We start from the raw sequence: 24,171 nt of genomic DNA on the forward strand, positions 1-24,171 counted from the left end.
ATCCGCAGCCATGTCCTGCTGCAAATGGCTGGGGTGGAGCTTTAAGGTAGCAAACGAAGGTATAACCTTGCCCGCAGAAGTCCGACAAGCGCTAGGGCTTCGTCCTGGGGAAAAACCGCTAGTGGAGGTGGTGGAAGGGGTGATCCAGCTCCGCCCTTGCCGTCCCCCTGTGCGTGAACTCCTGCAAGACCTTTTCAAGGCGTATCCCCTCGAGGCCCAAGCCCTGGGGGAAACCACAGGCCATGATGCCCTGCGCTATGTCCGTAAACTGCGCAAGGGATGACCAGCCTGGACACCAACATCATCCTTTCTGCCCTGGACCCCAAGGATGCCCAACATGAGGCGGCCATCTCCTTGTTGGATGGGCTATCCTGGGAGGCCCTTTTCATCAGCCCTCCGGTCTACGCTGAACTTCGGGCCGGCACAGGTTGGCCCTTGATAAGGGCCTTTCTTGACAGCCTAGGTATCCACCTGCGAGATGGGATGCCCCTCCCGTGTGGGAGCTGGCCGGCGAGCGCTTTGGGCTCTACGCCCAAAAAAGGCGGAAAACCCACCTACCCCGCCGCATCCTGGCCGACTTCCTCATCGGTTCCCATGGCCTTTTCCACGGCCTACGCCTGGCCACCTTTGACCCTGGCCCCTACCGGCTGGCCTTTCCCGAGGTGGAGGTGGTGCCCTGATGCCCGAAGGGAAAATCCTGGTCACCCGGAAGGCCAGGAGCCGCCCAACCCGGTAGTATGAGCCCCATGGGCTTCGTTATCGGCCTTCTCGGCGGGGGCTTTGGGGGGTTGGTGGGACTGGGCGGGGGCACGGTGATGATCCCCCTGATGGTGGGGATTCTCCGGCTCTCCCAGCACAAGGCCCACGGCACCAGTCTGGTGGCGGTTTTCTTCACCGGGCTCATGGGGGCCCTTACCTACGGGCTCCAAGGTTCTTTGAACCTCAAGGCCGCTCTTTTCCTGGCGGCCACCGCCATCCTCACCGCCCGGCTAGGAGCCCGCTACGCCCATGGCCTTCCGGAAAAGGATCTCAAGCGGGCCTTTGGCTGGTTTCTCCTTTTCGTTTCCTGCCTTCTTCTCCTGAAACCTTACCTGGCCCCCATGGGCCTGGTGCAGGGCGAGGTGTGGGAAGACCTTACCCTCCTCTTAGCGGGAAGCCTTACCGGCTTCCTCTCCGGCATGATGGGGGTGGGCGGGGGAACCATCATGGTCCCCGCCATGGTGCTCCTCCTGGGCATGGACCAGCACACGGCCCAGGGCACGAGCCTCCTCGCCATGGTGCCCGCCAGCCTGGTGGGAGCCTACACCCATTACCGTTTGGGCAACGTGGATACCCTTCTCGCCCCAGGGATGGTTCCTGGGGTGCTCCTGGGCACCTTTTTGGGGGGGGAGGCCGCCCACTTTCTGCCCGAGGCCACCCTACGCCTGGTCTTCGCCGGGGTGCTCCTCTGGACCGCCTGGCGCTACCTCCGTCCCTCCGCCAGAAAACGGTGACCTTTTGCACCATTCCCCGCGGGAACCCTGGCTTATCGAGGAAAGGGGGTGAGCAAATGCAACGCTGGCAGGATTGGGCCAACCTTGTCCTCGGTATCTGGCTCATCCTCTCCCCGTGGCTTTTGGGCTTTAGCAACGCCCCCGCCGCCATGTGGAACGCGGTCATCGTGGGGGTGGTGGTGGGGCTCATGGCCCTCATGCACCTCCGGGGTGGTCCCATGTGGGAGGAGTGGGCCAACGTGGTCCTGGGCATCTGGCTCATCCTATCCCCCTGGATCCTGGGCTTTAGCGGCATGGGAAGCGCCATGTGGAACGCCTTGATCGTGGGCGTCCTCGTGGGGATTTTGGCCCTGAGCGTCACCCGGGCAAAACCCCGAGCGGCCTAGGGATTTCTGCGATCCTCCGCCTAGGTCAAGACCTAGGCGGATTGGCCTCTTGCGCCTCTTCCCAGGGAAGAGGTAAGGTAAGGACGGCCTTTAAACCGGTCCCGCGAGGCCGGAAAGGGGGAGAAATGGAGCGATATAAGGACGACCAAGGGAAGAAGCCAGGCGGAGGCTTTGGCCTCCGCTTCTTTTTGGAGGTGAACCGTGCGTTTTAAGGCCGAGCTTTTAAACGCCGAGGAGATGCGCCGGGCCCTATACCGCATCGCCCACGAGATCGTAGAGGCCAACAAGGGGGTGGAGGGGCTAGGCCTCATCGGCATCCATACCCGGGGCATCCCCTTGGCGGAGCGCATCGCCCGCTACATCCGGGAGTTTGAGGGGAAGGAGGTGCCGGTAGGGATTTTGGACATCACCCTCTACCGGGACGACCTCTCCGAGATCGGGGTCAGGCCCCAGGTGCGACAAACCCGGATCCCCTTTGACATCACGGGGAAGGCCCTGGTCCTGGTGGACGATGTGCTTTACACGGGCCGCACCGCCAGGGCTGCCCTGGATGCCCTCATGGACCTGGGACGCCCCAGGCGCATCTACCTGGCGGTCCTGGTGGACCGGGGGCATAGGGAACTCCCCATCCGGGCCGACTTCGTGGGCAAGAACGTGCCCACCGCCAAAAACGAGGTGGTGAAGGTGAAGGTGGAGGAAGTGGATGGGGAGGACCGGGTGGAGCTTTGGGAAAAGGAGGAAGCATGAGGCACCTTCTGGACTTCCAGGGCTGGACCCGGCCCGAGGTGGAAAACCTCCTGGACACCGCCCGCGTCATGGCCGAGGTGCTGGAAAGACCGGTGAAAAAGGTGCCCGCTCTCCAGGGCTTCACCGTGGCCACGGTGTTCTTTGAACCCTCCACCCGCACCCGCATCTCCTTTGAGTTGGCCGCAAGGCGCATGTCCGCGGATGTGGTCTCCTTTGCTGCCCAGGCCAGCAGCCTCCAGAAGGGGGAAAGCTACAAGGACACCCTCCTGACCCTCGAGGCCATGGGCATAGACGCCTACATCATCCGCGCCGACAGCGCCGGGGTTCCCCACCAGGCTACCCGCTGGGTCAAAGGCGTGGTGGTGAACGGTGGGGACGGGCGCCGGGCCCACCCCACCCAGGCCCTCCTGGACGCCTACACCCTCCTGGAGGCCCTGGGCACCCTGGAGGGCAAAAAGATCGCCATCGTGGGGGATATCCTCCACTCCCGGGTGGCCCGCTCCAACGTGGAGCTCCTTCCCCTCCTCGGGGCCGAGGTCTGGGTGGCGGGCCCTCCCACCCTTCTCCCCCAAACCCTTCCCGGGGCCAGGCTCACCCCCCACCTGGAGGAGGCCCTAGCGGAGGCAGATGCGGTCATGGTCCTAAGGCTCCAGAAGGAGCGCATGGAGGCAGGCCTGATTCACCTCCAGGACTACATCGCCCACTACCAGGTGACGGAAGAACGCCTACGAAAGGCGAAACCCAACGCCCCCCTTCTTCATCCTGGCCCCATGAACCGGGACATAGAGCTGGAGGGCACGCTGGCGGACTCGGAAAGAAGCCTGGTGAACCGCCAGGTGCGAAATGGCCAAGCGGTGCGCATGGCGGTCCTCTACCACCTGCTGGTGGGGAAAGAGCGGTAGGGCCAGAGGAGGCAGGGAATGTTGCTCATCCAAAACGTCAAGCTGGTGGATGCCCTTGGGGAAAGGGGTCCTGTGGACGTACTCATCGGGGAAGGCAGGATCCTGAGCCTTAATGGCGGGAAGGCGGAAACGGTCATGGACGGCAGGGGCCTTTACCTTGTCCCTGGCTTCGTGGACCTCCACGCCCACCTTAGGGAACCGGGCCAGGAGGTGAAGGAGGAGCTTTCCACGGGGCTTCTTGCCGCCGTGCGGGGAGGGTACACGGATATCGTCTCCATGCCCAACACCACCCCTCCCGTGGACACCCCGGAAGCCGTGCGGGCCCTAAGGAAGAAGGCCCAGGCCCTGGGCTTAGCCCGGCTTCACCCGGCCGCCGCCTTAACCCAAGGGCAGGAGGGGAAAACCCTCACGGAGATAGGCCTTCTCCAGGAGGCGAAAGCTGCCCTCCTCACCGACGACGGCCATACCAATGAGGATGCCGGTATCCTTGCGGCTGGGCTTTTGCAGGCCTCCGCCTTTGGCCTCCCCGTGGCGGTGCATGCCGAGGATGCCTCCTTGCGCCGGGGTGGGGTGATGAACGACGGCCCCCTGGCCGACCTCCTGGGCCTTCCCGGAAACCCCCCGGAGGCGGAGGCCGCCCGGATTGCCCGGGACCTCGAGGTCCTGCGCTACGCCCTGCGCCGAAGCCCGAAAAGGCCCCACCTCCACATCCAGCACCTTTCCACCCGCCGGGGCTTAGAACTCCTGCGGGAGGCCAAGAGGGCCGGGCTTCCCGTCACCGCCGAGGCCACCCCCCACCACCTGACCCTTACCCAGGAGAGCCTGCGCTCCTTTGACCCCCTTTTCAAGGTGGCCCCACCCCTCCGCACCCCAGAGGACGTGGAAGCCCTTATAGAAGGGCTTTTGGACGGCACCCTGGACGCCATCGCCACCGACCACGCCCCCCACACCCAGGCGGAGAAGGAGATGGACCTCCTGAGGGCCCCCTTTGGCATCCCGAGCCTGGAGGTGGCCTTCCCCCTCCTGTACACCGAGCTTCACTTGAAGCGGGGCTTTCCCCTAAGGCGGCTGGTGGAACTCTTCACCGACGGGCCAAGGAGGATCCTCGGCCACAAGCCCCTCCACCTGGAGGAAGGGGCCGAGGCCAGTCTGGTCCTCCTGGACCCAAGGGAACGCCCCGTGGACCCCAAGGCCTTCGCCTCCAAGGCCCGCTTCTCCCCTTGGGCGGGCTGGGTCTTAGGGGGGTGGCCGGTCCTAACCCTAGTGGAGGGGCGGGTGGTGCACCAAGCGTTAGAATAAGAGTGTGCTGAAAAAGCTCCTGGAAGCCGACCAACTGGGCCTGCGTCTGGAATGGGTGGGCGGCCTCCCCCTCTGGGAGGCCCAGCCCACCTACCGCCACCAGAAGGCGGTGGACCGCATCCGGCAAAGCATCCGCCCCAAGGAAGGGTCCTCCTGCCCTTGCATCCACGTGGCCGATGTCTACGTGCGCTTTCCTGATGGGTCCTACAAACGCCCCGACATCGCCTTGTTTTGCCGGGAGCCCGAGGAGCTGGACGAGGCCATCACCCTGCTCCCAGAAGCGGTGGTGGAGGTGGTAAGCCGGGGCTACGAGGCCAAGGACCTGGAGATCGCTCCCCGCTTCTACCTATCCCAGGGGGTCAAGGACGTGGTGGTCTTTGACCCGCACACCCTTTTGGTCCTCCACCTGCGCCAGGATGGAGCCTGGCGCCACGTGTCCCCCGTAGAACTTGACCTCCTTTGCGGCTGCACCCTCAGGGTTTAGCGAGGTCCCTTAGGCTTCCCACCCCTTCCGCCTCCATAAGCCTCAGAAGCCCCTTCAGCACCCGTCGGGGGAAAAGGGGGCCTCCGTAGACGAAGCCGGTGTAGACTTGCACCAGCCGGGCCCCCAGCTTAAGCCGCTCCCAGACATCCTCTGGGCCCTCCACGCCTCCCACGCTCACCAGGGTGAGGCCCCTTACCCCAACGAGGTGGCGCAGCACCTCCAAGGCCCTTCCCTTCAGGGGCCTTCCCGAAAGCCCCCCGGTCTCCCGGGCCAACGGGCTTCTTAAGCCCGGACGTTCCAGGGTGGTGTTCACCGCCACCAGGCCCTCGAGGCCATGCTTCAGGGAAAGCTCCACCGCCTGGTCCAGGGCCTCAACGGTGAGGTCCGGGGCCACCTTGAGGAGAAGGGGCTTTGGGGTGGCCGGGCGAAGCCGGGCGAGAAGCTCGTCCAAAAAGGGCCCCTCCTGCAGGGTGCGTAGCCCCGGGGTGTTGGGGGAACTCACGTTGAGGACGAAATAGTCCCCATAAGGCTCCAGGGCCTGGAGGGCCCTTAGGTAGTCCTCCGCCGCCCTCTCCAGGGGGGTATCCCGGTTCTTTCCTAGGTTCACCCCCACGGGGAAGGAGAGCCCCCTTGCCCGGAAGCCCTCTAGCCTCCTTGCCGCCTCCTCCGCCCCTCGGTTGTTGAAGCCCATCCGGTTGATGAGGGCGTGGTCCTCCACCAGCCGGAAAAGCCTTGGCCTAGGGTTTCCCTCCTGGGGCCTAGGGGTGAGGGTCCCCACCTCGGCAAAGCCGAAGCCCAAGGCCCACCAAGCCCCTAGGGCCCGGGCGTCCTTGTCCATCCCCGCCGCCAGGCCCAAGGGGTTAGGAAAGCGCAGGCCAAAGGCCTCCACCTGAAGCCGTGGGTCTTCCACCCTTAGGAGCCGCGCAGGGACCTCCAGTAAAGGCCCCCTTTCCGACCAGAGGGAAAGGAGCTTCAAGGCAAGTTCATGGGCTTCTTCCGGGTCCAGGGCAAAGAGCAGGCGGTGCATACGGGTCCATGGTACCTTGACCAAGCTCCAGCCTTGGGGAATACTCGGCCCATGAAGCCTTTCCACCCCCAGGGATTGCCCATCCTCTTTGCAGGCCTTCTCCTCCTGTCCGCCTGCTCCGTAACGCTCCAGGTCCCCTTGCCCGATCAGTCCTTCCAGGCTGGAGCCCTACCTGGCACCCAGGGCCGGATCCTCTACCCCCAGAAAGCCGTCACCTTTGCACCTCCCCTGGTCTCCCCCAAGGCGGTGGCCATCACGGGTACCCTCGAGGCCAACCAATCCCTAAACGCCACCCTGAGCTTTTATGCGCGCCTCCTTGACCCCGCCTCCGACCCCAGCTGCCTTGACCTCAACCCTTACGGTATCCAAGCCTACGCCTGCCCCATCGGACCCAACGACGAAAAAGCCGGGGAGGCCCAGTTTGCCAACGCCCAAAGCGCCGCCCTTTCCCTGGGTGGGAAAAACCTCACCCAGGGCATCGCCCAAGGACAGTTTTGGCTGGGCCTCGAGGTGCAAGGCCTGCCTGCAAGCCTGGTAACCTTCACCCTCAAGAACCTGAAGGCCATCGTCACCGTGGGCCTTTGAGGGACCCGGGCCCTGGCTTTGTGCCCCTGGGTTTTTTCTTCCCCTCCAGCAGGGCTATGATAGGGATTAGATGAAGGACGTCTTGCGGCTAGAACTTCCCGTACTTCCCCTGAGGAACACGGTTATCCTGCCCCACACCACCACCGCGGTGGACGTGGGCCGCCCCAAGAGCAAGCGGGCGGTGGAGGAGGCCCTAAACGCCGACCGCTACCTCTTTCTGGTCACCCAGAAGGACCCCGAGGTGGACGACCCCGCCCCCGAGGACCTCTACGAGGTGGGCACCCTGGCGGTGGTGAAGCAGGCCATGCGCCTGCCCGACGGCACCCTGCAGGTGATGGTGGAGGCCAGAAACCGGGCAAAGCTTCTTTCCTACGTGGCCGCCCCCTACCTTAGGGCCATCGGGGAGGCGATGCCCGAGCCCCCCCTCCAGGATGCCAGCCTGGCCCGGGTCCTGGTGAACGAGGTGCAGGAGGCCTTTGAACGCTACCTGCAAAACCACAAAACCCTACGCCTGGACCGCTACCAGCAAGAGGCGGTAAAGAGCACCCTTGACCCCGCCATCCTGGCCGACCTGGTGGCCCACCACGCCACCTGGGACCTTCAGGACAAGCAGGCCATCCTGGAAACGCCGGAGGTGGAGGAGCGGCTTAAGAAGGTCCTCGCCCTCCTCCTAAGGGACCTGGAGCGCTTTGACCTGGACAAGAAGATCGCCGCCCGGGTCAAGGAGCAGATGGACCAGAACCAACGGGAATACTACCTCCGGGAGCAGATGAAGGCCATCCAGAAGGAGCTGGGAGGCGGGGAAGACTTCTTGAGCGAGATAGAAGAGCTTCGGGAGCGCATCGAGAAGAAGGGGATGCCCGAGGCGGTCAAGGAGAAGGCCCTCAAGGAGCTGAAGCGCCTGGAGCGCATGCAACCCGGCTCCCCCGAGGCCACGGTGAGCCGCACCTACCTGGACTGGCTCTTGGATGTCCCTTGGACCGAGGCCGACCCCGAGGTCCTGGACATCGCCGTCACCAAGCGGGTTCTGGACGAGGACCACTACGGCCTTAAGGACGTGAAGGAGCGCATCCTGGAGTACCTGGCCGTGCGCCAGCTCACCCAAGGGAAGGAGGTGAAAGGCCACGCCCCCATCCTCTGCTTCGTAGGCCCCCCGGGGGTGGGCAAGACCTCCTTGGGCAAGAGCATCGCCCGCAGCATGAACCGCAGGTTCCACCGCATCTCCTTAGGCGGCGTGCGGGACGAGGCGGAGATAAGGGGCCACCGGCGCACCTACATCGGGGCACTTCCCGGGAAGATCATCCAGGGCATGAAGCAGGTGGGGGTGGTGAATCCCGTCTTCCTCCTGGACGAGATAGACAAGCTCTCCTCCGACTGGCGGGGCGACCCGGCCTCGGCCCTGCTGGAGGTCCTGGACCCGGAGCAAAACCACACCTTCACCGACCACTACCTGGACGTTCCCTACGACCTCTCCAAGGTGTTCTTCATCACCACCGCCAACACCCTAAGCACCATCCCCAAGCCCCTTCTGGACCGCATGGAGGTCATTGAAATCCCCGGCTACACCCTGCCGGAGAAGCGGGCCATCGCCCGCCACTTCCGCTGGCCCTTCCAGGTGAGGGAGGCGGGCCTCGAGGGCAAGCTGGAGATCACCGACCAAGCCCTGGACCGCATCGTGCAGGAATATACCCGGGAAGCCGGGGTGCGGAACCTGGACCGGGAGCTCTCCAAGGTGGCCCGGAAAGCCGCCAAGGACTACCTGGAAAGCCCCTGGGAAGGGGTCAGGGTAGTGGAGGCCCAGGACCTCGAGGCCTACCTGGGCGTGCCCCGCTACCGCCCGGACCGGGCGGAGAAGGCCCCCCAGGTGGGGGTGGCCCAGGGCCTGGCCTGGACCCCTTATGGGGGTGCGCTGCTCACCATAGAAGCCGTGGCCGTACCGGGCACGGGCAAGGTGAACCTCACCGGCAACCTGGGGGAGGTGATGAAGGAGTCGGCCCACGCCGCCCTCACCTACCTCCGGGCCCACCGGGAGGAGTGGGGCCTGCCGGAAGGCTTCCACAAGGAGTACGACCTGCACGTCCACGTCCCCGAGGGGGCTACCCCCAAAGACGGCCCCTCCGCGGGCATCACCATGGCCACCGCCTTGGCCAGCGCCCTCACGGGCCGGCCCGTGCGCATGGATGTGGCCATGACCGGGGAGATCACCCTCAGGGGCAAGGTGCTGGCCATCGGCGGGGTGAAGGAGAAGCTTCTCGCCGCCCACCAGGCCGGCATCTACCGGGTGATCCTGCCCAAGGAGAACCAACCCGAGCTCAAGGAGGTCCCGGAGGAGGTCCTCAAGGACCTGGAGATCACCTTTGTGGAGGAGGTGGGGGAGGTGCTCAGGCTCCTCCTCCTACCTCCCGCACCGCCCCCTGTGGCCCCTCTGGAGAGGCCCCAGCCGGGAGCGGGGGCTTAGACCTCCACCGCTTGGCCCAAAGGAGCCAGCACCTGCATGGCTCCGGGGGCTGGTTTGTAGACCTTTACCTGGACCTGCGCCAAACCACGGGTACCCAAGCCTAGGCGGTACACCCCAGGCGGAAGGAAAAGCAGGTAGTCCAAAGGGGCCTCCGGAAGCACAGCCCCCCAAAACAACCCCGCCTTGGCCTGGGTGGGTAGGAAAAAGACCCCCCTCCCCTCCCCCAGCAGGCGTAGGGGAAAGGCCTCGGAATCCACCCCAAGCCCTAGGGGAAGTTCCTGGTAGACCCGTCCCGAAAGCCGCACCACCGCGGGTTCCTCCAAAACCAGGGGTACCTCCACGGGCTCTGCGTCAAAGGAAACCAGCAGGAGGTCCTCAGGAACCTCCAAGGCCAAGGAAGGCCCTAGGCCCAAAAGAAGGCTTTGCGGGGGAAAGTCTGACCAAGGAAACTCGGGGTCCACAGCCACCCTTCGCCATTCCTTGACCACCTTGGCCAAGGCCTGCCTTTCCACGGGTTCCCCGGATTGACCAAGGTGGTAGACTTCCGCCACCGGGTCCTTAAGGTCTCGGAAAACCTCCGCCATACGCTGGTGGAGGCGCAGGCGCTCCCCCAGGGAAAGCTGGGCGGCCAGGTAGGGGCGAAACTGGGGTTCTTTGAAGCGATACCGCCCTTCCGAGAACACCAGCCAACCCCGGTTTTCCAGCTCGTCCAGGTGCTGCGCCAGACCTAGCCCCTGCGCTAGGTCTGGCGGAAAAGCCCCGGGGCGCAAGGAAAGGATCTCCAGAGCCTTACGCGCCTCCAGGGAAAGATGGCGGGCCTCGAGGGCCACCATGGCCAAGAGCTCCTTCAACACCTCAGGCCGTCCCCCGCTTTTCAGGTAGAAGCGGGCTGCCCGTTCAAAAGGCTCGTGCCGCAAGGCCGTGGCCCTGGCCTCAGGGAAGCTGAGGCGGGGAACCTCCACAACCCAGGTAATCTCCGCCGGAAAGCGGGCCCTAAGGGCCAGAAGAAAGGCCGGGTCCTCGCCAAAGAGGCTCCTCGCCACCACCAACACCTGGCCCGGGATAGGCCTGAGGCGCAGGGCCTCCTCCTTGGAGGGTAGGGGATCGGAGAAATAGAAAACCCCAGGACCTTGGCCCCAGCCCTCGCGAAAAGGCAAACCTAGCCTTTCCGCCAAAGACCGGGCCAAAGCGCCCCGCCCGGAACCCGGAGGACCGATGAGGACCACCAGGCCCGGGGAGCGCACTTCCTTAAGGCGCTCAGGTAAGGGCATACCTTCCTTTGGAACCGTGAGGCGGGCCCTCAGGATCTGCACCCAATCCGCAAAGGAAGGGGAAACGTCCTCGAGGCCCTCCAAAATCTCCTCGCCTCCTGGGGTCCGGTCCAGCTCCACGCCAGGGGGTAGCTCCAGTACCTTTCCTTTGAAGGCCTCTTTGCCCAAGAAGGTGCGCAGGTGGCAAAGCTCGGTTCTTAAGTTTTGCAAGGCTGCCCCATGCTCCCAAAGGAGATCGGCCAGCTTCTCCCGGCGGGTGGGGCCCTCGAGGGCCAGGTAGTAAAGGAGGGCCAAGGCCTTCCGCCTTATGGGCAAGGGCCCCAACGGCCCTTCCGCCCGGGCTGGACCATAAAGGGGTAGCCGCACCTTGCGCATCTTCCCTCCGTTAATTGCTTCGCTAAACCGCCGTTAAATCCCTTCTCATATTGCGCAAGCATTTTAACGCATCTCCTTCATTCCGGCGTCAGAAAAGCACATCCACCCTTAACGCTCCCTTAACGCCCCTTGGCCTACGCTCCCTAGCGAAAGGAGGTGGGACGGTGAGGCTTGGGTTGGCGTGGCTCCTCCTGCCCCTCATCCTGGGGGCGGCAGGCCCTCAAGCCTCCTTGCGGGTAGAAGTGCGGATTCCCGAGCGTGCGGCCCTGGTGTTGGAACCCCCAGCGGTAGGGGGCAAGGTGGCAGGTCCTCTTTGGGCCAGTAGAGGTGGCGGGGGAAACCCCAGCCAACCCCCTTACTGCCCTAGGAACCCCAACGACCCTACCCTATGCCTGCGGGATCCGGTGGTGGTCTTTGACCTTAGGTGCGCCACCTTAGGCCCCGTGCCTCCCCATTGTGCCGCCCTTTACGGCGGGGATGGGCGCTTTTTGGACGAGGACGGACGCCCCTACCCTCCCCTTCTCCTGGACGGGGAGGGCAGGGTGATTCCCGGCTCCAAGCGCTTTCCCCAGTACTTCACCCATCCCTCCATGCGGCTCCACGTCTTCACCCAAAGGCGGCACTGGGCCCTTTCCGTAGCCTTTGAGACCGAGCCCACCAGTCCGGAGGGAACGGTGCTGGACGCCAGCCACTTCGCCATGCACTCCATCCTCACGGGGCGGGGCGGCCTTCCTCCCACCCCCCATTGGAAGTGCCTGGGCTACCACCCGGACTGGGACCGCCCCCCTTCCCACATCTGCCCTGCCCCAACGGGCCCGGATGGGGGGGTGCTCCTCGAGGAGGTCATCGATCACCCCGGGGGCTGGCAGTCCGTCACCTTGGGGATCAAGCTCCGGCTGGACGGTTCCGAAACACCGGGGGAGTACGAGGGGTGGTTGGTCTACACCCTCACGCTGCTATAGGAGGCGTTTCGGCATCAGGCTTTTGGGTTTTTGGAAGCGGTAGATAGGAGGAAACCATGAAGAAGTGGTGGATCGCAGCTTTGGCCTTGGCCCTGGCAGTGGGCTACGCCCAGGTGGGCTTGCCCTCGGAAGGCGACCTGGACGGGAACGTGGAAGAGCTTTGGGACGATAACCACGACCAGGCGGCGGTGAAGGAGAAGGTGAAGGTCATCATCCCGCCCCGTTACGCCCTGCACCTCACCGAGGACGAGTGGAACCTTGACCTCAACAACCCCCCCGAGGCTCCCGCGCCTTACGTCTTTGACCCCTACAACCCTCAACCTCCCGCCGAGGGGTGCTACCTGGTGCCCAAGGCGGTGAGGACCCCGGAAGATCTTGTAGACTACACCCAGGGTGGCGGCGTCTTCCTCCCCATCGGCGCCTATCCGGCGGCCAAGGACTACAACAACGATGGCAAGCTCTCCGACGACGAAAAGGGCACCCTCATCTGCGTGAACCACAAAATCCTGCAGAAGTTCTCCAACGACCCTGACGGCTGGCAGCTGAGCGTTTCCGTGACCGGGACACCCGCCAGCGGCTTTGGCTGGTTCGGCTTGGCGGATCTCATTAACCACGTGCCCATGGGTGGCTTTGCCACCAACAACCTGCCCTTTGGGCCGGTGACGGTGGCCCAGGGGAGCGGCCCCACAGGCGGCTGGCTGGACGACCTGATCGTGGAGGGCTTCTGGTTTGACGGTTCCGAGCTGGATGGTACCTACACCATTGATGTCACCTTCACCCTGGCGGGTCTCTAAGGGAGGTAAGCCATGCGGAAGCTTTTCCTTCTGATGCTTAGCGGGCTTTTGGCCTTGGCCTTGGCCAATGGCGGCGAGGAGTGGGACGTGGGCGAGGACCAGGCCACCGTCACCGAGCGCATCAACCTCACCATCCCCCAGCGGGTGGCCCTGCACCTCACCGAGGACGAGTGGATCGTGGACCTGAATAACCCCGTGCCCGGGCAAGGTGGGGAGGGGTGCTACTTGGTGCCCAAGGGCTACCAGGGCACGCTGGAAGACGCCATCGCAGACGCCCTGGACGGCGACTTCCGACCCATTGACACCTACCCCGCCATCAAGGACTTGAACGGCGATGGAAAGATTGACGAGGGCGAGAAGGGCACCATCATCTGCCTCAATCAGAAGGTCCTGCAGAAGTTCTGCAACAACGGTGATGGCTGTGAGCTGGACCTCAAGGTGACCCGGACCCAGGGCGATCCCAACTACGGCCAGGGCGGGGTGGTGGATAAGGCCCCAGATTTCAACAGCCACTACAAGTTCGTCCAGTTTAATGGCTTTGACGACGGTACCCCCTTGGAGCTCCTGAAGGTCCTGGGCCAGCGCCTCCCCGGCTGGCTGGACGACCTCATCATTGAGGCCTTCTGGTTTGACGGCTCCGAGGTGGCGGGCACCTACCAGTTCAACTTCCTCTTCCAGCTGGCGGCCCTCTAGGCCCTTTGGCTGCCCCCAGGGAATCTGGGGGCAGCCCCCTTTTCCCTAGAATGAAGACATGAGAAACCTCCTTCCCCTCCTGATCCTCTTAGGCGCAGCCCAGGCCCAGACCGGGGTGGGGGTGAGCCCCCCCAGGGCCCTCTACCCTGCCACCCCCGGGGCCAGCCTCACGGGAAGCATCCTGGTGGACCACCCGGGCCGAAGCGGCACCCTCCAGGTGGAGGTGGTCCTGCAGGACGTCCTCCTCCAGGCGGACGGCAGGCCCCTCTATCTGGATCCGGGAAGCCACCCCCGTTCCCTTACCCGCTGGCTTTCCGTAAGCCCCTTGGCCTTTTTGCTCCAGCCCCAGGCCACCCAGGAGGTGCGCTACACGGTGCAGGTGCCCCCTAACGCCCAGGCCGGCACCTACTGGGGCATCATCTTCTTTGAATCTGCTCCCGCAGGAAGCCCCCAGGGCAGAGAAGGCCTGGGCATCCGGGTCAAGACCCGGGTGGGGCATGTGGTCTATGTGGAGGTGGGGCAGGTGAGCCGTTCGGGCCGGATCCAGGGCTTCCGCTACCAGCCCCAAAGCCGCGAGGCTCCCGCCCAGGTGCGCCTGGTCTTCCAGAACACGGGCACGGGGCTCCTTCGCCTCAAGGGGCGGGTGGAGGTGCGGGATCTGCAAGGCCGGCCCTTGGCCCAGGCGGAGGTTCCGGAAACCGCAAGCCTCCCCGGGGCTACCCATGAGCTTCCCGCTCCCTTGGACAAACCCCTTCCCGCAGGGCGCTACCTGGTCCTGGCGGTGCTGGACTACGGAAGCCCAAGCCTCATCGCCGGGGAAGGAAGGATTGAGGTGAAATGATGCGTTACTGGGCAATGATGCTCGTCTTATCTTGGGCCTTGGCCCAGGTACCCATCGGGGTTAACCTACCCGAGGGCACCAGCCTTTCCCTCAGCGCCGAAGAGGTGGTCTTTGACCTCACGCAAAGCCCTTACCCTCCGCCCAGCTTTCCCTTTGCCTACGCACCCAGCTCACCCCAAGGCCCCGTGACCCTACGGCTTTTCACCAACCTCGAGGGCGGCTTTGCCCTCGAGGTGGAGGCCTCCCCTCTCCTGTCCGAAGGCGGCGCCCAGATACCGGCGAGCCAGGTGGAGTACCGCCTCAACGGGGGGCCCTGGATCCCCTTGGGCCCCAAGGTGGTCCTCCTCACAGGCACGGGGCCCACGGCCGGGTATCAAAGCTATGTCCTGGAGTTCCGCCTGGTGCTCACGGGGCAGGAGGTGCCTGGGGTCTACCGGGGTAGCCTCCTTTTCACCCTGAGCCGGCTTTAGGCCATGCGGGGCTTGGCCCTTCTTCCCCTGTTTCTGGCCTTGGGGCTGGCCCTAGAGGCTCCCGAGGCCCTGGAAGCCCCGCAAGGTGGCTTCCTCAGCGTGCCCGTGCGGGGAGAAGGAGAGGTGGTGGCGGTGGAGGTACCCCAAGGCCTGATCCCCCTTTCCCAGGCGGTGGAGGGGGAAGGGGTCTTGAACTTCCTGGTGGGCCCCGAGGCCCTGGCCGGGGAGCACCTTCTGGTCCTCAAGGACGCCCGGGAAACCCGCACGGTGCGGGTGCGCATCCCCGTGCGGGCCGGCGTGGAGCTACGGGTTCCCCCAGGGGCCGAGGGGGTGGAAGGGGAAAGCCTCAGCTACACCCTAAGCGTGCGCAATGCGGGCAATGCCAGGGACCGGATCCGCCTCGAGGTGCGAAGCCTTCTTCCCTACCGGCTTTCCCAGGAGGTGCTGGAGCTGGAGCCAGGGGAAGCCAAGGAGGTCCTCCTGGAGGTGCGCCTCAGGGGGCGCAACCGGGACACGGCCACGGTCTTCGCCTACTCCGGCCTGGATCCCCAGGTGCGGGCCTACGGGGTTATAGAAACCGTTATCCAGGCCTTTGCCGGGGCAGAAAAGCTTTCTCGGCAGGCCCTCCTGTACCGCTTTGGCCTCACCGCCCGCTACGGAAAAGAGGGGCTGGGCTACAGCCTGGGCCTCTCCCTGGGGGGAGCCCTCTCGGATTACGTGCGCCTGAGCTCCAGTTTGGGCCTAAAGGCCGAGGGCCTTTCCGGGGAGGCCTTCTTCTACGGGGAGGACTTCGCCCTGGGCTTTCGCGCCTACCAAGGGGTCTATCGCCTGGAAGGGGAACTTGGACCTTTCCAAGGCTACGCCGCCTGGGCTGGGGGTGGGCTCAGCGTGGGTGGGCTGTACGAGGAAGGGCCCTTGAGGCTGGCCACCCACCTCAGCAGCCTAGGCCAGCGCTTCAGCGTGGGTTATGCCTTCCAGGAAGGCGGGCTCACCCTGGTGCCCTACGGGGTGGTGAACCGGCGGGCCGACCCCGAGGCGGTGCAGGCCGGGGTGGGCCTGGAGGGCAAGCTGGAGAATCGGGAGATGAGCCTTGCTGGACGGCTGGAGTACCTGGAGGGCCTAAGGCTCCGCCTAGGTGGGGCTAGCCGCAGCCAGGATCCCTTAGGTTTCAAGGGAGAGGTGGCCTACGAGGGAGGAAGCTGGCAGGGTACCGCCACCCTCAGCCAGCGCCTGGATGAGGCCACCACCCACGGCCTCACCTTCCGCCTGGCCAACACCTACGGCCTCCTCTACACCCTGGCCTATCGCCCCCCAGGGGCTCCCCTTTCCCTAAGCGGCACGGTGGGCACCCAGGGGGGGCTGGTCCTGGGTCTGGCCGCCCGCTACCGGGAGGGCAACCTGGAGGTGGGGGGAAGCTGGGGCAGGAACCCCACCGGGCCCTACCTGGGCCTCTACGCCACCTACAAGGAACGGGATTACACGGTGCAACTGGGATACACCGCCACCGATACCCGCAGGCTCCTCCTCTCGGCCCAAGGAAGCTTCCCTCCCCTGGAAGGAAGCCTGGGGATGGGCTACGACCTGGACCAAAAGCGCCTGGAGGGCCGCTTCGGCCTGGCCTACCGGGAAGGCCCGTGGGGCTTGGGCCTCGAGGGGCGCTACACGGGAAGCACTTTCCAGGTGGCGGCCCTGGGCACCCTGGAGGTCAAGGGCGGGTTTGACACCCCTGAGGAGGTGGTCCAGGCCTTCGGGGGCCGGGCCACGGGGTATGTGGAAGGCCTGGTCTTCCACGACCAAAACCGGGACGGGGTGCGGAATCCCGGCGAACCCCTCCTGCCCGGGGCCAAGGTGCGGGTGGGAGGTTTGGACGCGGTGACGGACCAGGAAGGCCGCTACCGGCTGGAGCTTTACCCTGGCAGCTACCGCCTGGAAGTGGGGGGCCTCGAGGCCACCCTGGCCCTTCGCCGCCGGGTGGAGGCCCGGGTGGAGCGGGGCCTAACCCTGCCCTTGGACCTTCCCGTAGAAACCGTGGTGGGCCTTATGGGCCAGGTGTTTTTGGACGAAAACCGAAACGGAACCAGGGACGAAGGCGAACCCCCGCTCCCCTACGCCCGGATCCGGGTGCAGGGCCTAGAAGACCGCACCGCCACGGCCGACGGACGGGGGGTTTTCGTGGTGGGCGGGCTCCTTCCCGGGAGCTACACCCTGAGCCTGGACGGCAACAGCCTAGACAAGCTCCAGGAGCCTGGTGAACCCGTCTCCCTCACCCTCTCCCCTGGGCCCCTGCCCCAGGTCCTCCTTTCCGCTAGGCCCGTGGTGCGCGAGATCGTGCGCACCCTCACCGAGGAAACCCTGGCCGTGGTCCTGAAACCCCTGCCCTCGGTGTTGCCTCCCGGGGCAGAACTTCCCCTGGAGGCCACGGTGCAGGGACAACCCGATAGGGTTTGGGCCGAGGTGGGAGGCCGCACCCTGGCCCTGGAGCCTCTGGGGGAAGGGGTTTATGGGGGCTACCTCCTGGTGGAAGGCCAAGGGGCGTTGGAGGTCAAGGTGGTGGCCGAGCGCCAGGGGGAAAGGAGCGAGGCCACCGCCCTCCTCACCGTGCGCCCGGGTCCCTTGGCCACCTTACAGGCCAGCCCTGCCCTCCTGGACCCGGAGGAAGAGGTGCGCCTCGAGGCCCGCCTCCTCCGCCGGGCAAGCCGGGTGGAGGTGCGGCTTGGCCCTTTGGTCCTATCCCTGGAAAAGGTGGACGAGTTCACCTACCGGGGCGCGTTCTTGGCCCCCAAGACCCCCGGGGCCTACGAGCTGGAACTCTACCTGGACGGAAGCCGCGTACATACCGCCCGCATCCGGGTGCGGGACTAGGGAAGCTCCTCCTTGCGGTTGGCGTTGAGGAAGACCTGGGAGCCGAAGCGGGCCACCACCTCCTCCGCCGGCACATAGGTGGCTCCCAAGGCCTCCATCACCCGCCTCAGGAGGAAATCCCCTTCCCGGATCTGCCGCTCCACCTGGGGAAGGCAGTCCTTGTGGTAGAAGGCCATGAGGGGCTCCAGGTGGCCCTCCGGGTTATGGGCCACCACCACCGGGTAAGGGGAAGCCAGGGCCTTTTCGTAGAGAAAAGCCCAGTAGGCGGGGGTCAAAAAGGGAAGGTCCGTGGCCGCCACCGCCACCCAGGGGTAGCGGGCGTGGGAAAGGGCGGAGTGGAGGCCGGAAAGGCTGTCGGCCCCAGGGAGGAGATCGGGATAGACGGGCACCCCAAAGCCCTCGTAGGGCCGGTTGGCCACAACGAAGCGTTCCCCTGCCTCCTGAAGGCTATCCAGGACCCATTGGAGGAGGGGCTTGCCCCGGTAAGGGTAGAGGGCCTTGTCCTCGCCAAAGCGCCGGGAAAGCCCTCCGGCGATCACCGCCCCCGTGAACATGCCTACCATCCTAGCGCCCGAAGCAGCCTCTCCCCTAGCCAAGGGGCGTAGAGGAACCCCGTGGACCCCAGGCCCGTAAGGGCAAACCCCCCTTCCACCAGGAAAAGGTAGGGAATCCCCCTCTCAGGGGGCGCCATGCCCCCAGGCAGGGCGGGCCCATCCAGCCGGAAGCGCATCCCCCGCCAGGCCGAGGCCACCTTTGGCCGGTAGCCCAACAGGGCCTCCGCTCCCCTAAGGAGCCACTCCGCCTCCCCTTCCGTGGGGGGCGGGGCCTCAGGGGTGCCCTGGTGGGGCAGGTAGCTTCCCCCAAGGACGCTTCCCGCCACATAAACCCGGTAGCTGATGGCCCGGGGAAAGTAGTCCAGGAGGGTGAGGACCAGCCCGGGGATGTGCCGCCCGGAAAGGCCCAGAAGGTGTGCCCCCTGCCCACCCCCGGCGTAGACCAGCACCTCCCCCTGGACCCTTTCCCCGCCCTCCAGGACCAAATAGGGAGGCTCCCAGGCCAAAACCCGGGCCCTTAGGAGGGAAAGCCCTTCCGCAAGCCTCTCCAATAGGAGCCTGGGCTCCAGCCAGAAGGCCTCCTCCAGCAAAAGGCCCCCTTCCTCCCAGGTGTGCCGAAGCCCCCCAAGCCGGGTGGCCACCTTCCCCCTCTCCCCTTCCGGCACCGGGCGATAGACCCCAAGGTGCAGGGGCACAAAGCGGCCATAGAAGCGGAGGGCCGCCTCGAGGGCCTCCTCGCCCCGTGGGGCCAGGGTGAAGCGCCTTCCCCTTAAAGGGTTCACCAGGGCCACGGGCACCCGGCTGGCCTCCCCCAGGCCCTGGGCCACCACCAAGACCCGGTGGCCTTTTTCCTGCAAAAGCCGGGCAGCGGCAAGCCCCACCACCCCCGCCCCCAGGACCACCACCTCGGCTTTCCCCACCCAGCCAGCCATCCCATACCCTTCTTCGTTCTTCCCTTCGCCAAGTACCTCCGAGCTGCCCGCTGCCAAAGGGCCTCTCCGGGGCCCCCACCCTGGCTTGCGCCAGGGTGGGGTGGTTAAAAGCGGTACCCTTCCCCCTCCTTCCGGCAAAGCCCCCGGCCCACGAGCCCCTCTAAAAAGTGTTCCGCCTCCTCCTGGGAGAGGAAGGCCTTAAGGTCCTCCGGGCGTAAGAAACCGCCCTTCCGCCAAGCCTCCTTCATGGCCAAGCGCTCCAAGGCCGCCCGCGAAGGCCCTCTTTGCAAAAGCCTCCCCTGCCAGCGGAATAGGCCCAGATACAGGGGAAAGGAAAACCCTAGGGCCAGAAGAAAGCCCCCCGGGCTGAAGCGGAAACTGGCCCAAAGGAGGAGAAACAGGGCCAAGGCCCCGCTCAAAGGCAGAAGGTGCCGTCCCATGGCGCCTCCTCAGGCCACGGGCAAGGGGATGGGGGCAGCTTCCCTGGCCCCCACCACCTCCCCAAAGAGCAGGTGCGGGGTGGCCTGCTTGATCTCCACCTGGTAAAGCCCCGGGGTGGGGGCCTGGTGGGCGGGGACCAGCACCGGGTGGTTGCCCCGGTCGTGCCCCTGCACGTACCCCTCCTCCTTGGCCACCCCCCGCACCAGCACCTCCACGGTCTTCCCCACCCAGTCCAGGTTGCGGCGGTAGCTCCATTCCTTCTGCTTCTCAATGAGGCGCATGAGGCGCTCCACCTTCACCTCCCGGGGCAGGTCCTGGAAGTGCTTGTAGGCGGGGGTGCCGGGGCGGGGGGAGTAGATGAACATGTAGGCCTGGTCGTACCCCACCTCGTCGTAGAGGGAAAGGGTTTCCTGGAAGTCTTCCTCGGTTTCCCCGGGGAAGCCCACGATGATATCGGTGGAAAGCACGGCATCCGGCAGGACCTCGCGGATCTTCCTGATGCGCTCCAGGTACTGCGCCCGGCGGTACTCCCGGGCCATGCGCCTAAGCACCCGGTCCGAGCCCGACTGCACCGGCAGGTGGATGTAGCGGGTGATGGCGGGGGTTTCGGCGATGGCCTCTAGGATGTCGTCGGTGAAGTTCACCGGGTGGCTGGTGAGGAAGCGCACCCGGGGGATGCCCATCTGCCCCACCATCCTTAGGAGCTCGGCAAAGCTGGGAAAGCCCGGCTGGTCCTTGCCGTAGGAGTTCACGTTCTGCCCGAGAAGGGTGACCTCCACCACCCCGGCTGCCTTCAGGGCCTCTATTTCCTTAAGGATCAGGTCGGGGTGGCGGGAGACCTCTGGGCCCCGGGTGGTGGGCACGATGCAGTAGGTGCAGTGGTGGTTGCACCCCCGGATGATGGTCACGTGGGCGGAGAGGGCCCCTTTGGGGGGCGGGGGGATGTAGTCCAGGAGGTCTTCCTTGAAGGTGAGGTCCCAGAAGCGCTGGTTCCCCTTCAAGGCCTCCGCCAAGGAGGTGAGGGCCCCAGGGCCCAGGAGAACATCCACCCCAAACTTCCGGGCCATCTGCTGCCCCTCGTCCAGCTGGGCCAAACAGCCCATGAGCCCGAGGAGAAGGCCCCTCCTCTCCTTTTCCTTGCGGAGCTGGCCGAGAAGGGAACGCACCTTCTCCACGGGCTTGCCGCGCACGGCGCAGGTGTTCACCAGGACAAAGTCCGCCTCCTCCACCGAGTCCACCAGCTCCCACCCCAGGCTCACCAGCTCGCTTTGCACCAGGTGGGAGTCGTACTCGTTCATCTGGCATCCGAAGGTAATGATGTGGGCGCGCATAGGCCTCCTGGGGCGACCGGGGGGATCCCGGGCCCGTCCTTTTAGTGTAGCAAGCTTGAGGCCAAGGGAAACAACCCCCCGGCCACGCTACCGGGGGGTGAAGCTTTGCGTCCTGATGCTGGTGGCGGCGGTGGGACTCGAACCCACGACACCACGATTATGAGTCGTGTGCTCTGACCACCTGAGCTACGCCGCCAGGGGCGCACCAGGCACTCCCCATCTTAGGGGAGGGCCCCCAAGCGGTCAAGGCTCAAAGCCGATGTGGTCCATGAACTCGGGAAGGATCTCCTCGGCGAAAAGGTCCAAGAAGGCCTCCACCGCCCCCAGGCTCACCCCCCCGGTGAGGTCCAGATCCGACTCCACCCACACCGTTCCCTCCTCGTCCAAAAAGGCCCGGCTAAAGCGGCGGTCCCGGTTCCAGGCGTTTAGGACCTCGAGGTCCAAAGCCTCATCCAGGGTAAAGCCGGCGCTTAGGGTCAACACCCCACAGCGCTCCTCCTGGCAGTAGTCCAGGTAAAGCCAGACCTTCTTCAGGCCGGCCATCTCCAAGCGGAACTCCCGGGCGTCCACCCTTTCGTAGGTAAGGCCCGCCTGCCGCAAAACCCCCTCCACCTCCACCGGGCTTAAGCCCTTGACCAGCCCCTGCCCTAAGGCCAATCCCAAAAACATGGATGCCGCCAGCAATCCCCTCATAAAACCCCTTTCCCACCCTAGCCAGCCCAAAGGCCGCCTTGAAGGACCCCCTCAGCTTACACAATCCCCCGCTCCCGCAAAAGGGCTCCCTTCTGGAAGCGCTCCAGGCGAAAAGGGCCTATATCCAGGCTCCGGGCCTCCCCATGGACCACCTCCTCGGCCATGAGCCTCCCCACCATGGCCGCCTGTTGCACCCCATGGCCGGAAAAGCCCGCCGCCACCAACAGCCCCTCCTCCACGAAGCCCAGGATGGGGCCTGCGTCGGGGGTCATCTCGTAGTAGCCCCACCAGCTGGCCTTCCGGTCCAAGGAGAGCCCTTCCAGGAAGGGGAACCGGGCAAGGCCCGCCTCGAGGGTGGGCGCCAGCCATCCCCAGTCCATGCCCTCCTGAAAACCCGGCGGCTCATCCGGGTTAGAACGGCCCAGGAGCACCCTAGGGCCCTCCGAGCGCAGATAGAAGCCCGTGGCCAGGTCTATGGTGAGGGGAAAGGCGTGGGAAAAGGGCGCGGGGCCCGTGGCGAAGACCATGCGGCGCACGGGCTGGATGGGGATTTCCAGGCCAAGCCTCTTCCCCACCTCCCCCGTCCAGGCCCCGGTGCAAAGGAGGAGAAAGGGGGCCTCCAGCCCCCCTTCGGGCGTTTCCACCCGCCACACGCCCTTTACCCTGCGGGCCGAGAGCAAGGGCTCGGAAAACCGCACCTCAGCCCCAAGCCGCCTGGCCTCCCTAAGGTAATGGGCGGTCACCCCATGGGGGTCTATGGTCCCATCCATGGGGCCAAAGGTGGCGTAGGCCAAGCCCTCTTCCCGAAAGGGCACGTGGGATTGGGCCTCCTCTAGGGAAAGCTTTTCCACGGGCACCCCCAGGGCCCGCTGGGTGACCAAGGCCTCCTCCTGGGCTTCCTTAAGGGCCTCCGGCACCAGAAAGAGGTAGCCGATGGGCCGGTAGCCGGCCTCCGGTATGGCCTGGTACTCCAAAATGGAGTAGTAGGAAAGGAGCACGTTCAGGGGCTCGGAGAACTGCACCCGCACCCCGGCGGCGCTTCTCCCGGTGGAGCCCTGGGCAAAGGTGGCTTCCTTTTCCAGGACCCCCACCTTAAACCCCGCCTGGGCCAGACGGTAGGCACAGGCTGCCCCCACGATCCCCGCCCCCACCACAAGGGCATCCGGCATGTCCCCAGTCTAGGACACCTTTCCCTCCCAAAGGGGGTATGCTATGCCCCGGAGGTTAGCCATGGCGTACAAGCACATCCGCATCCCCGAAGAAGGCGAAAGGATTGCCATCCAGGACGGGGTTCTCCAGGTTCCCGACCGGCCCATCATCGGCTTCATTGAGGGGGATGGGACCGGCCCCGACATCTGGAGAGCCGCCAAGCCCGTATTGGACGCTGCGGTAGAAAAGGCCTACGGGGGGAAGCGCAGAATCGCCTGGGCGGAGATCTACGCCGGGGAAAAGGCCAATGCCGTCTACGGGGAGCCCGTCTGGCTCCCGCAGGAAACCTTGGACTTCATCCGGGAATACCTGGTGGCCATTAAGGGCCCCCTGACCACCCCGGTGGGCGGGGGCATCCGCTCCATCAACGTGGCCCTCAGGCAGGAGCTGGACCTTTACGCCTGCGTGCGCCCGGTGCGCTGGTTCAAGGGGGTACCTAGCCCGGTGAAGCATCCCGAGCTGGTCAACATGGTCATTTTCCGGGAAAATACCGAGGACATCTATGCGGGGATTGAGTGGCCTGCGGGCAGCAAGGAGGTAAAAAAGGTTCTGGACTTCCTTAAGCGGGAGTTCCCCAAGGCCTACGCCAAGATCCGCTTCCCCGAGACCTCGGGCATCGGCATCAAGCCGGTTTCCAAAGAGGGCACGGAGCGCCTGGTGGCCGCCGCCATTGAGTACGCCATTAAGGAGGACCTACCCAGCGTCACCCTGGTGCACAAGGGCAATATCATGAAGTTCACGGAAGGGGCCTTCCGGGAATGGGGCTACGCCCTGGCCCGGGAGAGGTATGGGGCCACGCCCCTGGATGGGGGCCCCTGGCACGTGTTGAAAAACCCCCGCACGGGCCGGGAGATGGTCATCAAGGACATGATCGCCGACAACTTCCTGCAGCAAATCCTCCTCCGCCCCGACGAGTACTCGGTGATCGCCACCTTAAACCTGAACGGGGACTACATCTCCGACGCCCTGGCCGCCCAGGTGGGCGGGATCGGCATCGCCCCCGGGGCCAACATCAACTACCTCACGGGGCATGCGGTCTTTGAGGCCACCCACGGCACCGCCCCCAAGTATGCGGGCCAGGACAAGGTGAACCCCAGTAGCGTCATCCTCTCCGGGGAGATGATGCTCCGCTACCTAGGCTGGAACGAGGCGGCGGACCTCATCCTCCAGGCCATGGAGCGCACCATCGCCAAGGGGCTGGTCACCTACGACTTCCACCGCCTCCTTCAGGCGGAGGGAAAGCCCGCCACCCTCCTCAAGACCAGCGAGTTTGGCCGGGCCTTGATCGAGCACATGTAATACCACCCCACCCTGGCTTGCGCCAGGGTGGGGGCCCCGGAAAGGGCCTTCGGTAGGCGTCAT

General features: G+C 65.3%; 25 protein-coding genes and 1 tRNA gene. 17 read left to right on the top strand and 9 right to left on the bottom strand.

The window, feature by feature from the left end; genetic code table 11:
* Positions 1-10: 10 nt before the first annotated feature.
* The 8 genes from DK874_RS11945 to DK874_RS00550 all read left to right on the top strand — a co-directional run bounded on the left by DK874_RS11945 (position 11) and on the right by DK874_RS00550 (position 5,311).
* Positions 11-283 carry an AbrB/MazE/SpoVT family DNA-binding domain-containing protein gene (locus DK874_RS11945; protein WP_114311707.1) on the top strand — a complete coding sequence of 91 codons (273 nt, stop codon included), beginning with the start codon at positions 11-13 and terminating at the stop codon, positions 281-283.
* A 211-nt stretch (positions 284-494) separates the two neighbouring features.
* Complete coding sequence (locus tag DK874_RS11790) at positions 495-680, top strand: type II toxin-antitoxin system VapC family toxin (RefSeq protein WP_240307565.1); 186 nt, start codon at positions 495-497, stop codon at positions 678-680.
* 66 nt (positions 681-746) lie between these two features.
* Positions 747-1,493: a sulfite exporter TauE/SafE family protein gene (locus DK874_RS00525; RefSeq protein WP_114311842.1), complete on the top strand. Its 747-nt coding sequence runs from the start codon at positions 747-749 to the stop codon at positions 1,491-1,493.
* Between the two features lie 56 nt (positions 1,494-1,549).
* Positions 1,550-1,879: an SPW repeat protein gene (locus tag DK874_RS00530; RefSeq protein WP_114311709.1), complete on the top strand. Its 330-nt coding sequence runs from the start codon at positions 1,550-1,552 to the stop codon at positions 1,877-1,879.
* 201 nt (positions 1,880-2,080) lie between these two features.
* Complete coding sequence (gene pyrR, locus DK874_RS00535) at positions 2,081-2,626, top strand: bifunctional pyr operon transcriptional regulator/uracil phosphoribosyltransferase PyrR (RefSeq protein WP_114311711.1); 546 nt, start codon at positions 2,081-2,083, stop codon at positions 2,624-2,626.
* The gene (locus DK874_RS00540) at positions 2,623-3,528 is read left to right on the top strand and encodes an aspartate carbamoyltransferase catalytic subunit (RefSeq protein ID WP_114311714.1); all 906 of its coding nucleotides are present in this window, start codon (positions 2,623-2,625) and stop codon (positions 3,526-3,528) included. The genes pyrR and DK874_RS00540 overlap by 4 nt, the downstream gene beginning before the upstream one ends.
* 18 nt (positions 3,529-3,546) lie before the next feature.
* A complete protein-coding gene (locus DK874_RS00545) occupies positions 3,547-4,827 on the top strand; it encodes a dihydroorotase (protein ID WP_114311716.1) in 1,281 nt (426 codons plus the stop codon).
* A 4-nt stretch (positions 4,828-4,831) separates the two neighbouring features.
* Complete coding sequence (locus DK874_RS00550) at positions 4,832-5,311, top strand: Uma2 family endonuclease (RefSeq protein ID WP_114311718.1); 480 nt, start codon at positions 4,832-4,834, stop codon at positions 5,309-5,311.
* Here the strand turns inward: DK874_RS00550 and DK874_RS00555 are convergent.
* Complete coding sequence (locus DK874_RS00555; protein WP_114311720.1) at positions 5,301-6,338, bottom strand: quinone-dependent dihydroorotate dehydrogenase; 1,038 nt, start codon at positions 6,336-6,338, stop codon at positions 5,301-5,303. The genes DK874_RS00550 and DK874_RS00555 overlap by 11 nt on opposite strands.
* A gap of 51 nt (positions 6,339-6,389) precedes the next feature.
* On the opposite strand from DK874_RS00555, the gene DK874_RS00560 reads away from it, so the two are divergent.
* Together DK874_RS00560 and lon are read left to right on the top strand one after the other, a co-directional pair.
* Positions 6,390-6,923 carry a hypothetical protein gene (locus DK874_RS00560; RefSeq protein ID WP_114311722.1) on the top strand — a complete coding sequence of 178 codons (534 nt, stop codon included), beginning with the start codon at positions 6,390-6,392 and terminating at the stop codon, positions 6,921-6,923.
* A 70-nt stretch (positions 6,924-6,993) separates the two neighbouring features.
* Entirely contained in the window at positions 6,994-9,381 is a 2,388-nt protein-coding gene (lon, locus tag DK874_RS00565) for an endopeptidase La (protein WP_114311724.1), read from the top strand.
* Here lon and DK874_RS00570 read toward each other — a convergent pair.
* Entirely contained in the window at positions 9,378-11,027 is a 1,650-nt protein-coding gene (locus tag DK874_RS00570; RefSeq protein ID WP_114311726.1) for a hypothetical protein, read from the bottom strand. The two genes, lon and DK874_RS00570, sit on opposite strands and share 4 nt — an antisense overlap.
* 164 nt (positions 11,028-11,191) lie before the next feature.
* Here DK874_RS00570 and DK874_RS00575 point away from each other — a divergent pair, with 164 nt between their 5' ends.
* Genes DK874_RS00575 through DK874_RS00600 form a run of 6 tightly spaced genes read left to right on the top strand, consistent with a single transcriptional unit; the run spans position 11,192 to position 17,649 of the window.
* Positions 11,192-11,989 carry an NUDIX hydrolase gene (locus DK874_RS00575; protein ID WP_114311728.1) on the top strand — a complete coding sequence of 266 codons (798 nt, stop codon included), beginning with the start codon at positions 11,192-11,194 and terminating at the stop codon, positions 11,987-11,989.
* A gap of 56 nt (positions 11,990-12,045) precedes the next feature.
* On the top strand, positions 12,046-12,783 hold the full coding sequence (locus DK874_RS00580; protein ID WP_114311730.1) for a hypothetical protein: 738 nt from the start codon (positions 12,046-12,048) through the stop codon (positions 12,781-12,783).
* A gap of 12 nt (positions 12,784-12,795) precedes the next feature.
* Positions 12,796-13,476 (top strand): hypothetical protein, encoded by a 681-nt coding sequence (locus tag DK874_RS00585; RefSeq protein WP_114311733.1) that lies wholly within the window; start codon positions 12,796-12,798, stop codon positions 13,474-13,476.
* Positions 13,477-13,534: 58 nt separating this feature from the next.
* Complete coding sequence (locus DK874_RS00590; RefSeq protein WP_114311735.1) at positions 13,535-14,317, top strand: fimbrial biogenesis chaperone; 783 nt, start codon at positions 13,535-13,537, stop codon at positions 14,315-14,317.
* Positions 14,317-14,787: a hypothetical protein gene (locus DK874_RS00595; RefSeq protein WP_240307566.1), complete on the top strand. Its 471-nt coding sequence runs from the start codon at positions 14,317-14,319 to the stop codon at positions 14,785-14,787. Before DK874_RS00590 ends, DK874_RS00595 begins: the two co-directional genes overlap by 1 nt.
* A gap of 3 nt (positions 14,788-14,790) precedes the next feature.
* Positions 14,791-17,649 carry a hypothetical protein gene (locus DK874_RS00600; protein WP_114311739.1) on the top strand — a complete coding sequence of 953 codons (2,859 nt, stop codon included), beginning with the start codon at positions 14,791-14,793 and terminating at the stop codon, positions 17,647-17,649.
* On the opposite strand, the gene DK874_RS00605 is transcribed toward DK874_RS00600, so the two are convergent.
* The 7 genes from DK874_RS00605 to DK874_RS00635 all read right to left on the bottom strand — a co-directional run bounded on the left by DK874_RS00605 (position 17,646) and on the right by DK874_RS00635 (position 22,769).
* Entirely contained in the window at positions 17,646-18,203 is a 558-nt protein-coding gene (locus tag DK874_RS00605) for a molybdenum cofactor guanylyltransferase (RefSeq protein WP_114311741.1), read from the bottom strand. The two genes, DK874_RS00600 and DK874_RS00605, sit on opposite strands and share 4 nt — an antisense overlap.
* Before the next feature lie 2 nt (positions 18,204-18,205).
* A complete protein-coding gene (locus DK874_RS00610; RefSeq protein WP_114311743.1) occupies positions 18,206-19,135 on the bottom strand; it encodes an FAD-dependent oxidoreductase in 930 nt (309 codons plus the stop codon).
* A gap of 104 nt (positions 19,136-19,239) precedes the next feature.
* Positions 19,240-19,575 carry a hypothetical protein gene (locus DK874_RS00615; RefSeq protein ID WP_114311746.1) on the bottom strand — a complete coding sequence of 112 codons (336 nt, stop codon included), beginning with the start codon at positions 19,573-19,575 and terminating at the stop codon, positions 19,240-19,242.
* Between the two features lie 9 nt (positions 19,576-19,584).
* Entirely contained in the window at positions 19,585-20,907 is a 1,323-nt protein-coding gene (gene miaB, locus DK874_RS00620) for a tRNA (N6-isopentenyl adenosine(37)-C2)-methylthiotransferase MiaB (protein ID WP_114311748.1), read from the bottom strand.
* 119 nt (positions 20,908-21,026) lie between these two features.
* Positions 21,027-21,103: transfer RNA gene (locus tag DK874_RS00625), tRNA-Met, on the bottom strand.
* A gap of 47 nt (positions 21,104-21,150) precedes the next feature.
* Positions 21,151-21,600 (bottom strand): YbjN domain-containing protein, encoded by a 450-nt coding sequence (locus DK874_RS00630; RefSeq protein WP_114311751.1) that lies wholly within the window; start codon positions 21,598-21,600, stop codon positions 21,151-21,153.
* 56 nt (positions 21,601-21,656) lie between these two features.
* Positions 21,657-22,769 (bottom strand): NAD(P)/FAD-dependent oxidoreductase, encoded by a 1,113-nt coding sequence (locus DK874_RS00635; protein ID WP_114311753.1) that lies wholly within the window; start codon positions 22,767-22,769, stop codon positions 21,657-21,659.
* A gap of 61 nt (positions 22,770-22,830) precedes the next feature.
* On the opposite strand from DK874_RS00635, the gene icd reads away from it, so the two are divergent.
* Positions 22,831-24,108, top strand: coding sequence for an NADP-dependent isocitrate dehydrogenase (icd, locus tag DK874_RS00640; protein ID WP_114311844.1), 1,278 nt, complete (start codon positions 22,831-22,833; stop codon positions 24,106-24,108).
* The last annotated feature ends 63 nt before the right edge of the window (positions 24,109-24,171 follow it).

It is taken from the genome of Thermus caldifontis, assembly GCF_003336745.1.
Lineage (GTDB): Bacteria > Deinococcota > Deinococci > Deinococcales > Thermaceae > Thermus > Thermus caldifontis.

Excerpts from the sequence above, each read along its gene's own strand:
- DK874_RS00630 (WP_114311751.1), bottom strand. The coding sequence starts at position 21,600 with ATGAGGGGATTGCTGGCGGCATCCATGTTTTTGGGATTGGCCTTAGGG.
- DK874_RS00615 (WP_114311746.1), bottom strand. The coding sequence starts at position 19,575 with ATGGGACGGCACCTTCTGCCTTTGAGCGGGGCCTTGGCCCTGTTTCTC.
- DK874_RS00580 (WP_114311730.1), top strand. The coding sequence starts at position 12,046 with ATGAAGAAGTGGTGGATCGCAGCTTTGGCCTTGGCCCTGGCAGTGGGC.
- DK874_RS00555 (WP_114311720.1), bottom strand. The coding sequence starts at position 6,338 with ATGCACCGCCTGCTCTTTGCCCTGGACCCGGAAGAAGCCCATGAACTT.
- DK874_RS00525 (WP_114311842.1), top strand. The coding sequence starts at position 747 with ATGGGCTTCGTTATCGGCCTTCTCGGCGGGGGCTTTGGGGGGTTGGTG.
- lon (WP_114311724.1), top strand. The coding sequence starts at position 6,994 with ATGAAGGACGTCTTGCGGCTAGAACTTCCCGTACTTCCCCTGAGGAAC.
- DK874_RS00530 (WP_114311709.1), top strand. The coding sequence starts at position 1,550 with ATGCAACGCTGGCAGGATTGGGCCAACCTTGTCCTCGGTATCTGGCTC.
- DK874_RS00635 (WP_114311753.1), bottom strand. The coding sequence starts at position 22,769 with ATGCCGGATGCCCTTGTGGTGGGGGCGGGGATCGTGGGGGCAGCCTGT.
- DK874_RS00540 (WP_114311714.1), top strand. The coding sequence starts at position 2,623 with ATGAGGCACCTTCTGGACTTCCAGGGCTGGACCCGGCCCGAGGTGGAA.
- DK874_RS11945 (WP_114311707.1), top strand. The coding sequence starts at position 11 with ATGTCCTGCTGCAAATGGCTGGGGTGGAGCTTTAAGGTAGCAAACGAA.
- DK874_RS00605 (WP_114311741.1), bottom strand. The coding sequence starts at position 18,203 with ATGTTCACGGGGGCGGTGATCGCCGGAGGGCTTTCCCGGCGCTTTGGC.
- DK874_RS00585 (WP_114311733.1), top strand. The coding sequence starts at position 12,796 with ATGCGGAAGCTTTTCCTTCTGATGCTTAGCGGGCTTTTGGCCTTGGCC.
- miaB (WP_114311748.1), bottom strand. The coding sequence starts at position 20,907 with ATGCGCGCCCACATCATTACCTTCGGATGCCAGATGAACGAGTACGAC.
- DK874_RS00545 (WP_114311716.1), top strand. The coding sequence starts at position 3,547 with ATGTTGCTCATCCAAAACGTCAAGCTGGTGGATGCCCTTGGGGAAAGG.
- DK874_RS00595 (WP_240307566.1), top strand. The coding sequence starts at position 14,317 with ATGCGTTACTGGGCAATGATGCTCGTCTTATCTTGGGCCTTGGCCCAG.
- DK874_RS00570 (WP_114311726.1), bottom strand. The coding sequence starts at position 11,027 with ATGCGCAAGGTGCGGCTACCCCTTTATGGTCCAGCCCGGGCGGAAGGG.
- DK874_RS00560 (WP_114311722.1), top strand. The coding sequence starts at position 6,390 with ATGAAGCCTTTCCACCCCCAGGGATTGCCCATCCTCTTTGCAGGCCTT.
- DK874_RS00590 (WP_114311735.1), top strand. The coding sequence starts at position 13,535 with ATGAGAAACCTCCTTCCCCTCCTGATCCTCTTAGGCGCAGCCCAGGCC.
- icd (WP_114311844.1), top strand. The coding sequence starts at position 22,831 with ATGGCGTACAAGCACATCCGCATCCCCGAAGAAGGCGAAAGGATTGCC.
- DK874_RS00610 (WP_114311743.1), bottom strand. The coding sequence starts at position 19,135 with ATGGCTGGCTGGGTGGGGAAAGCCGAGGTGGTGGTCCTGGGGGCGGGG.
- DK874_RS00600 (WP_114311739.1), top strand. The coding sequence starts at position 14,791 with ATGCGGGGCTTGGCCCTTCTTCCCCTGTTTCTGGCCTTGGGGCTGGCC.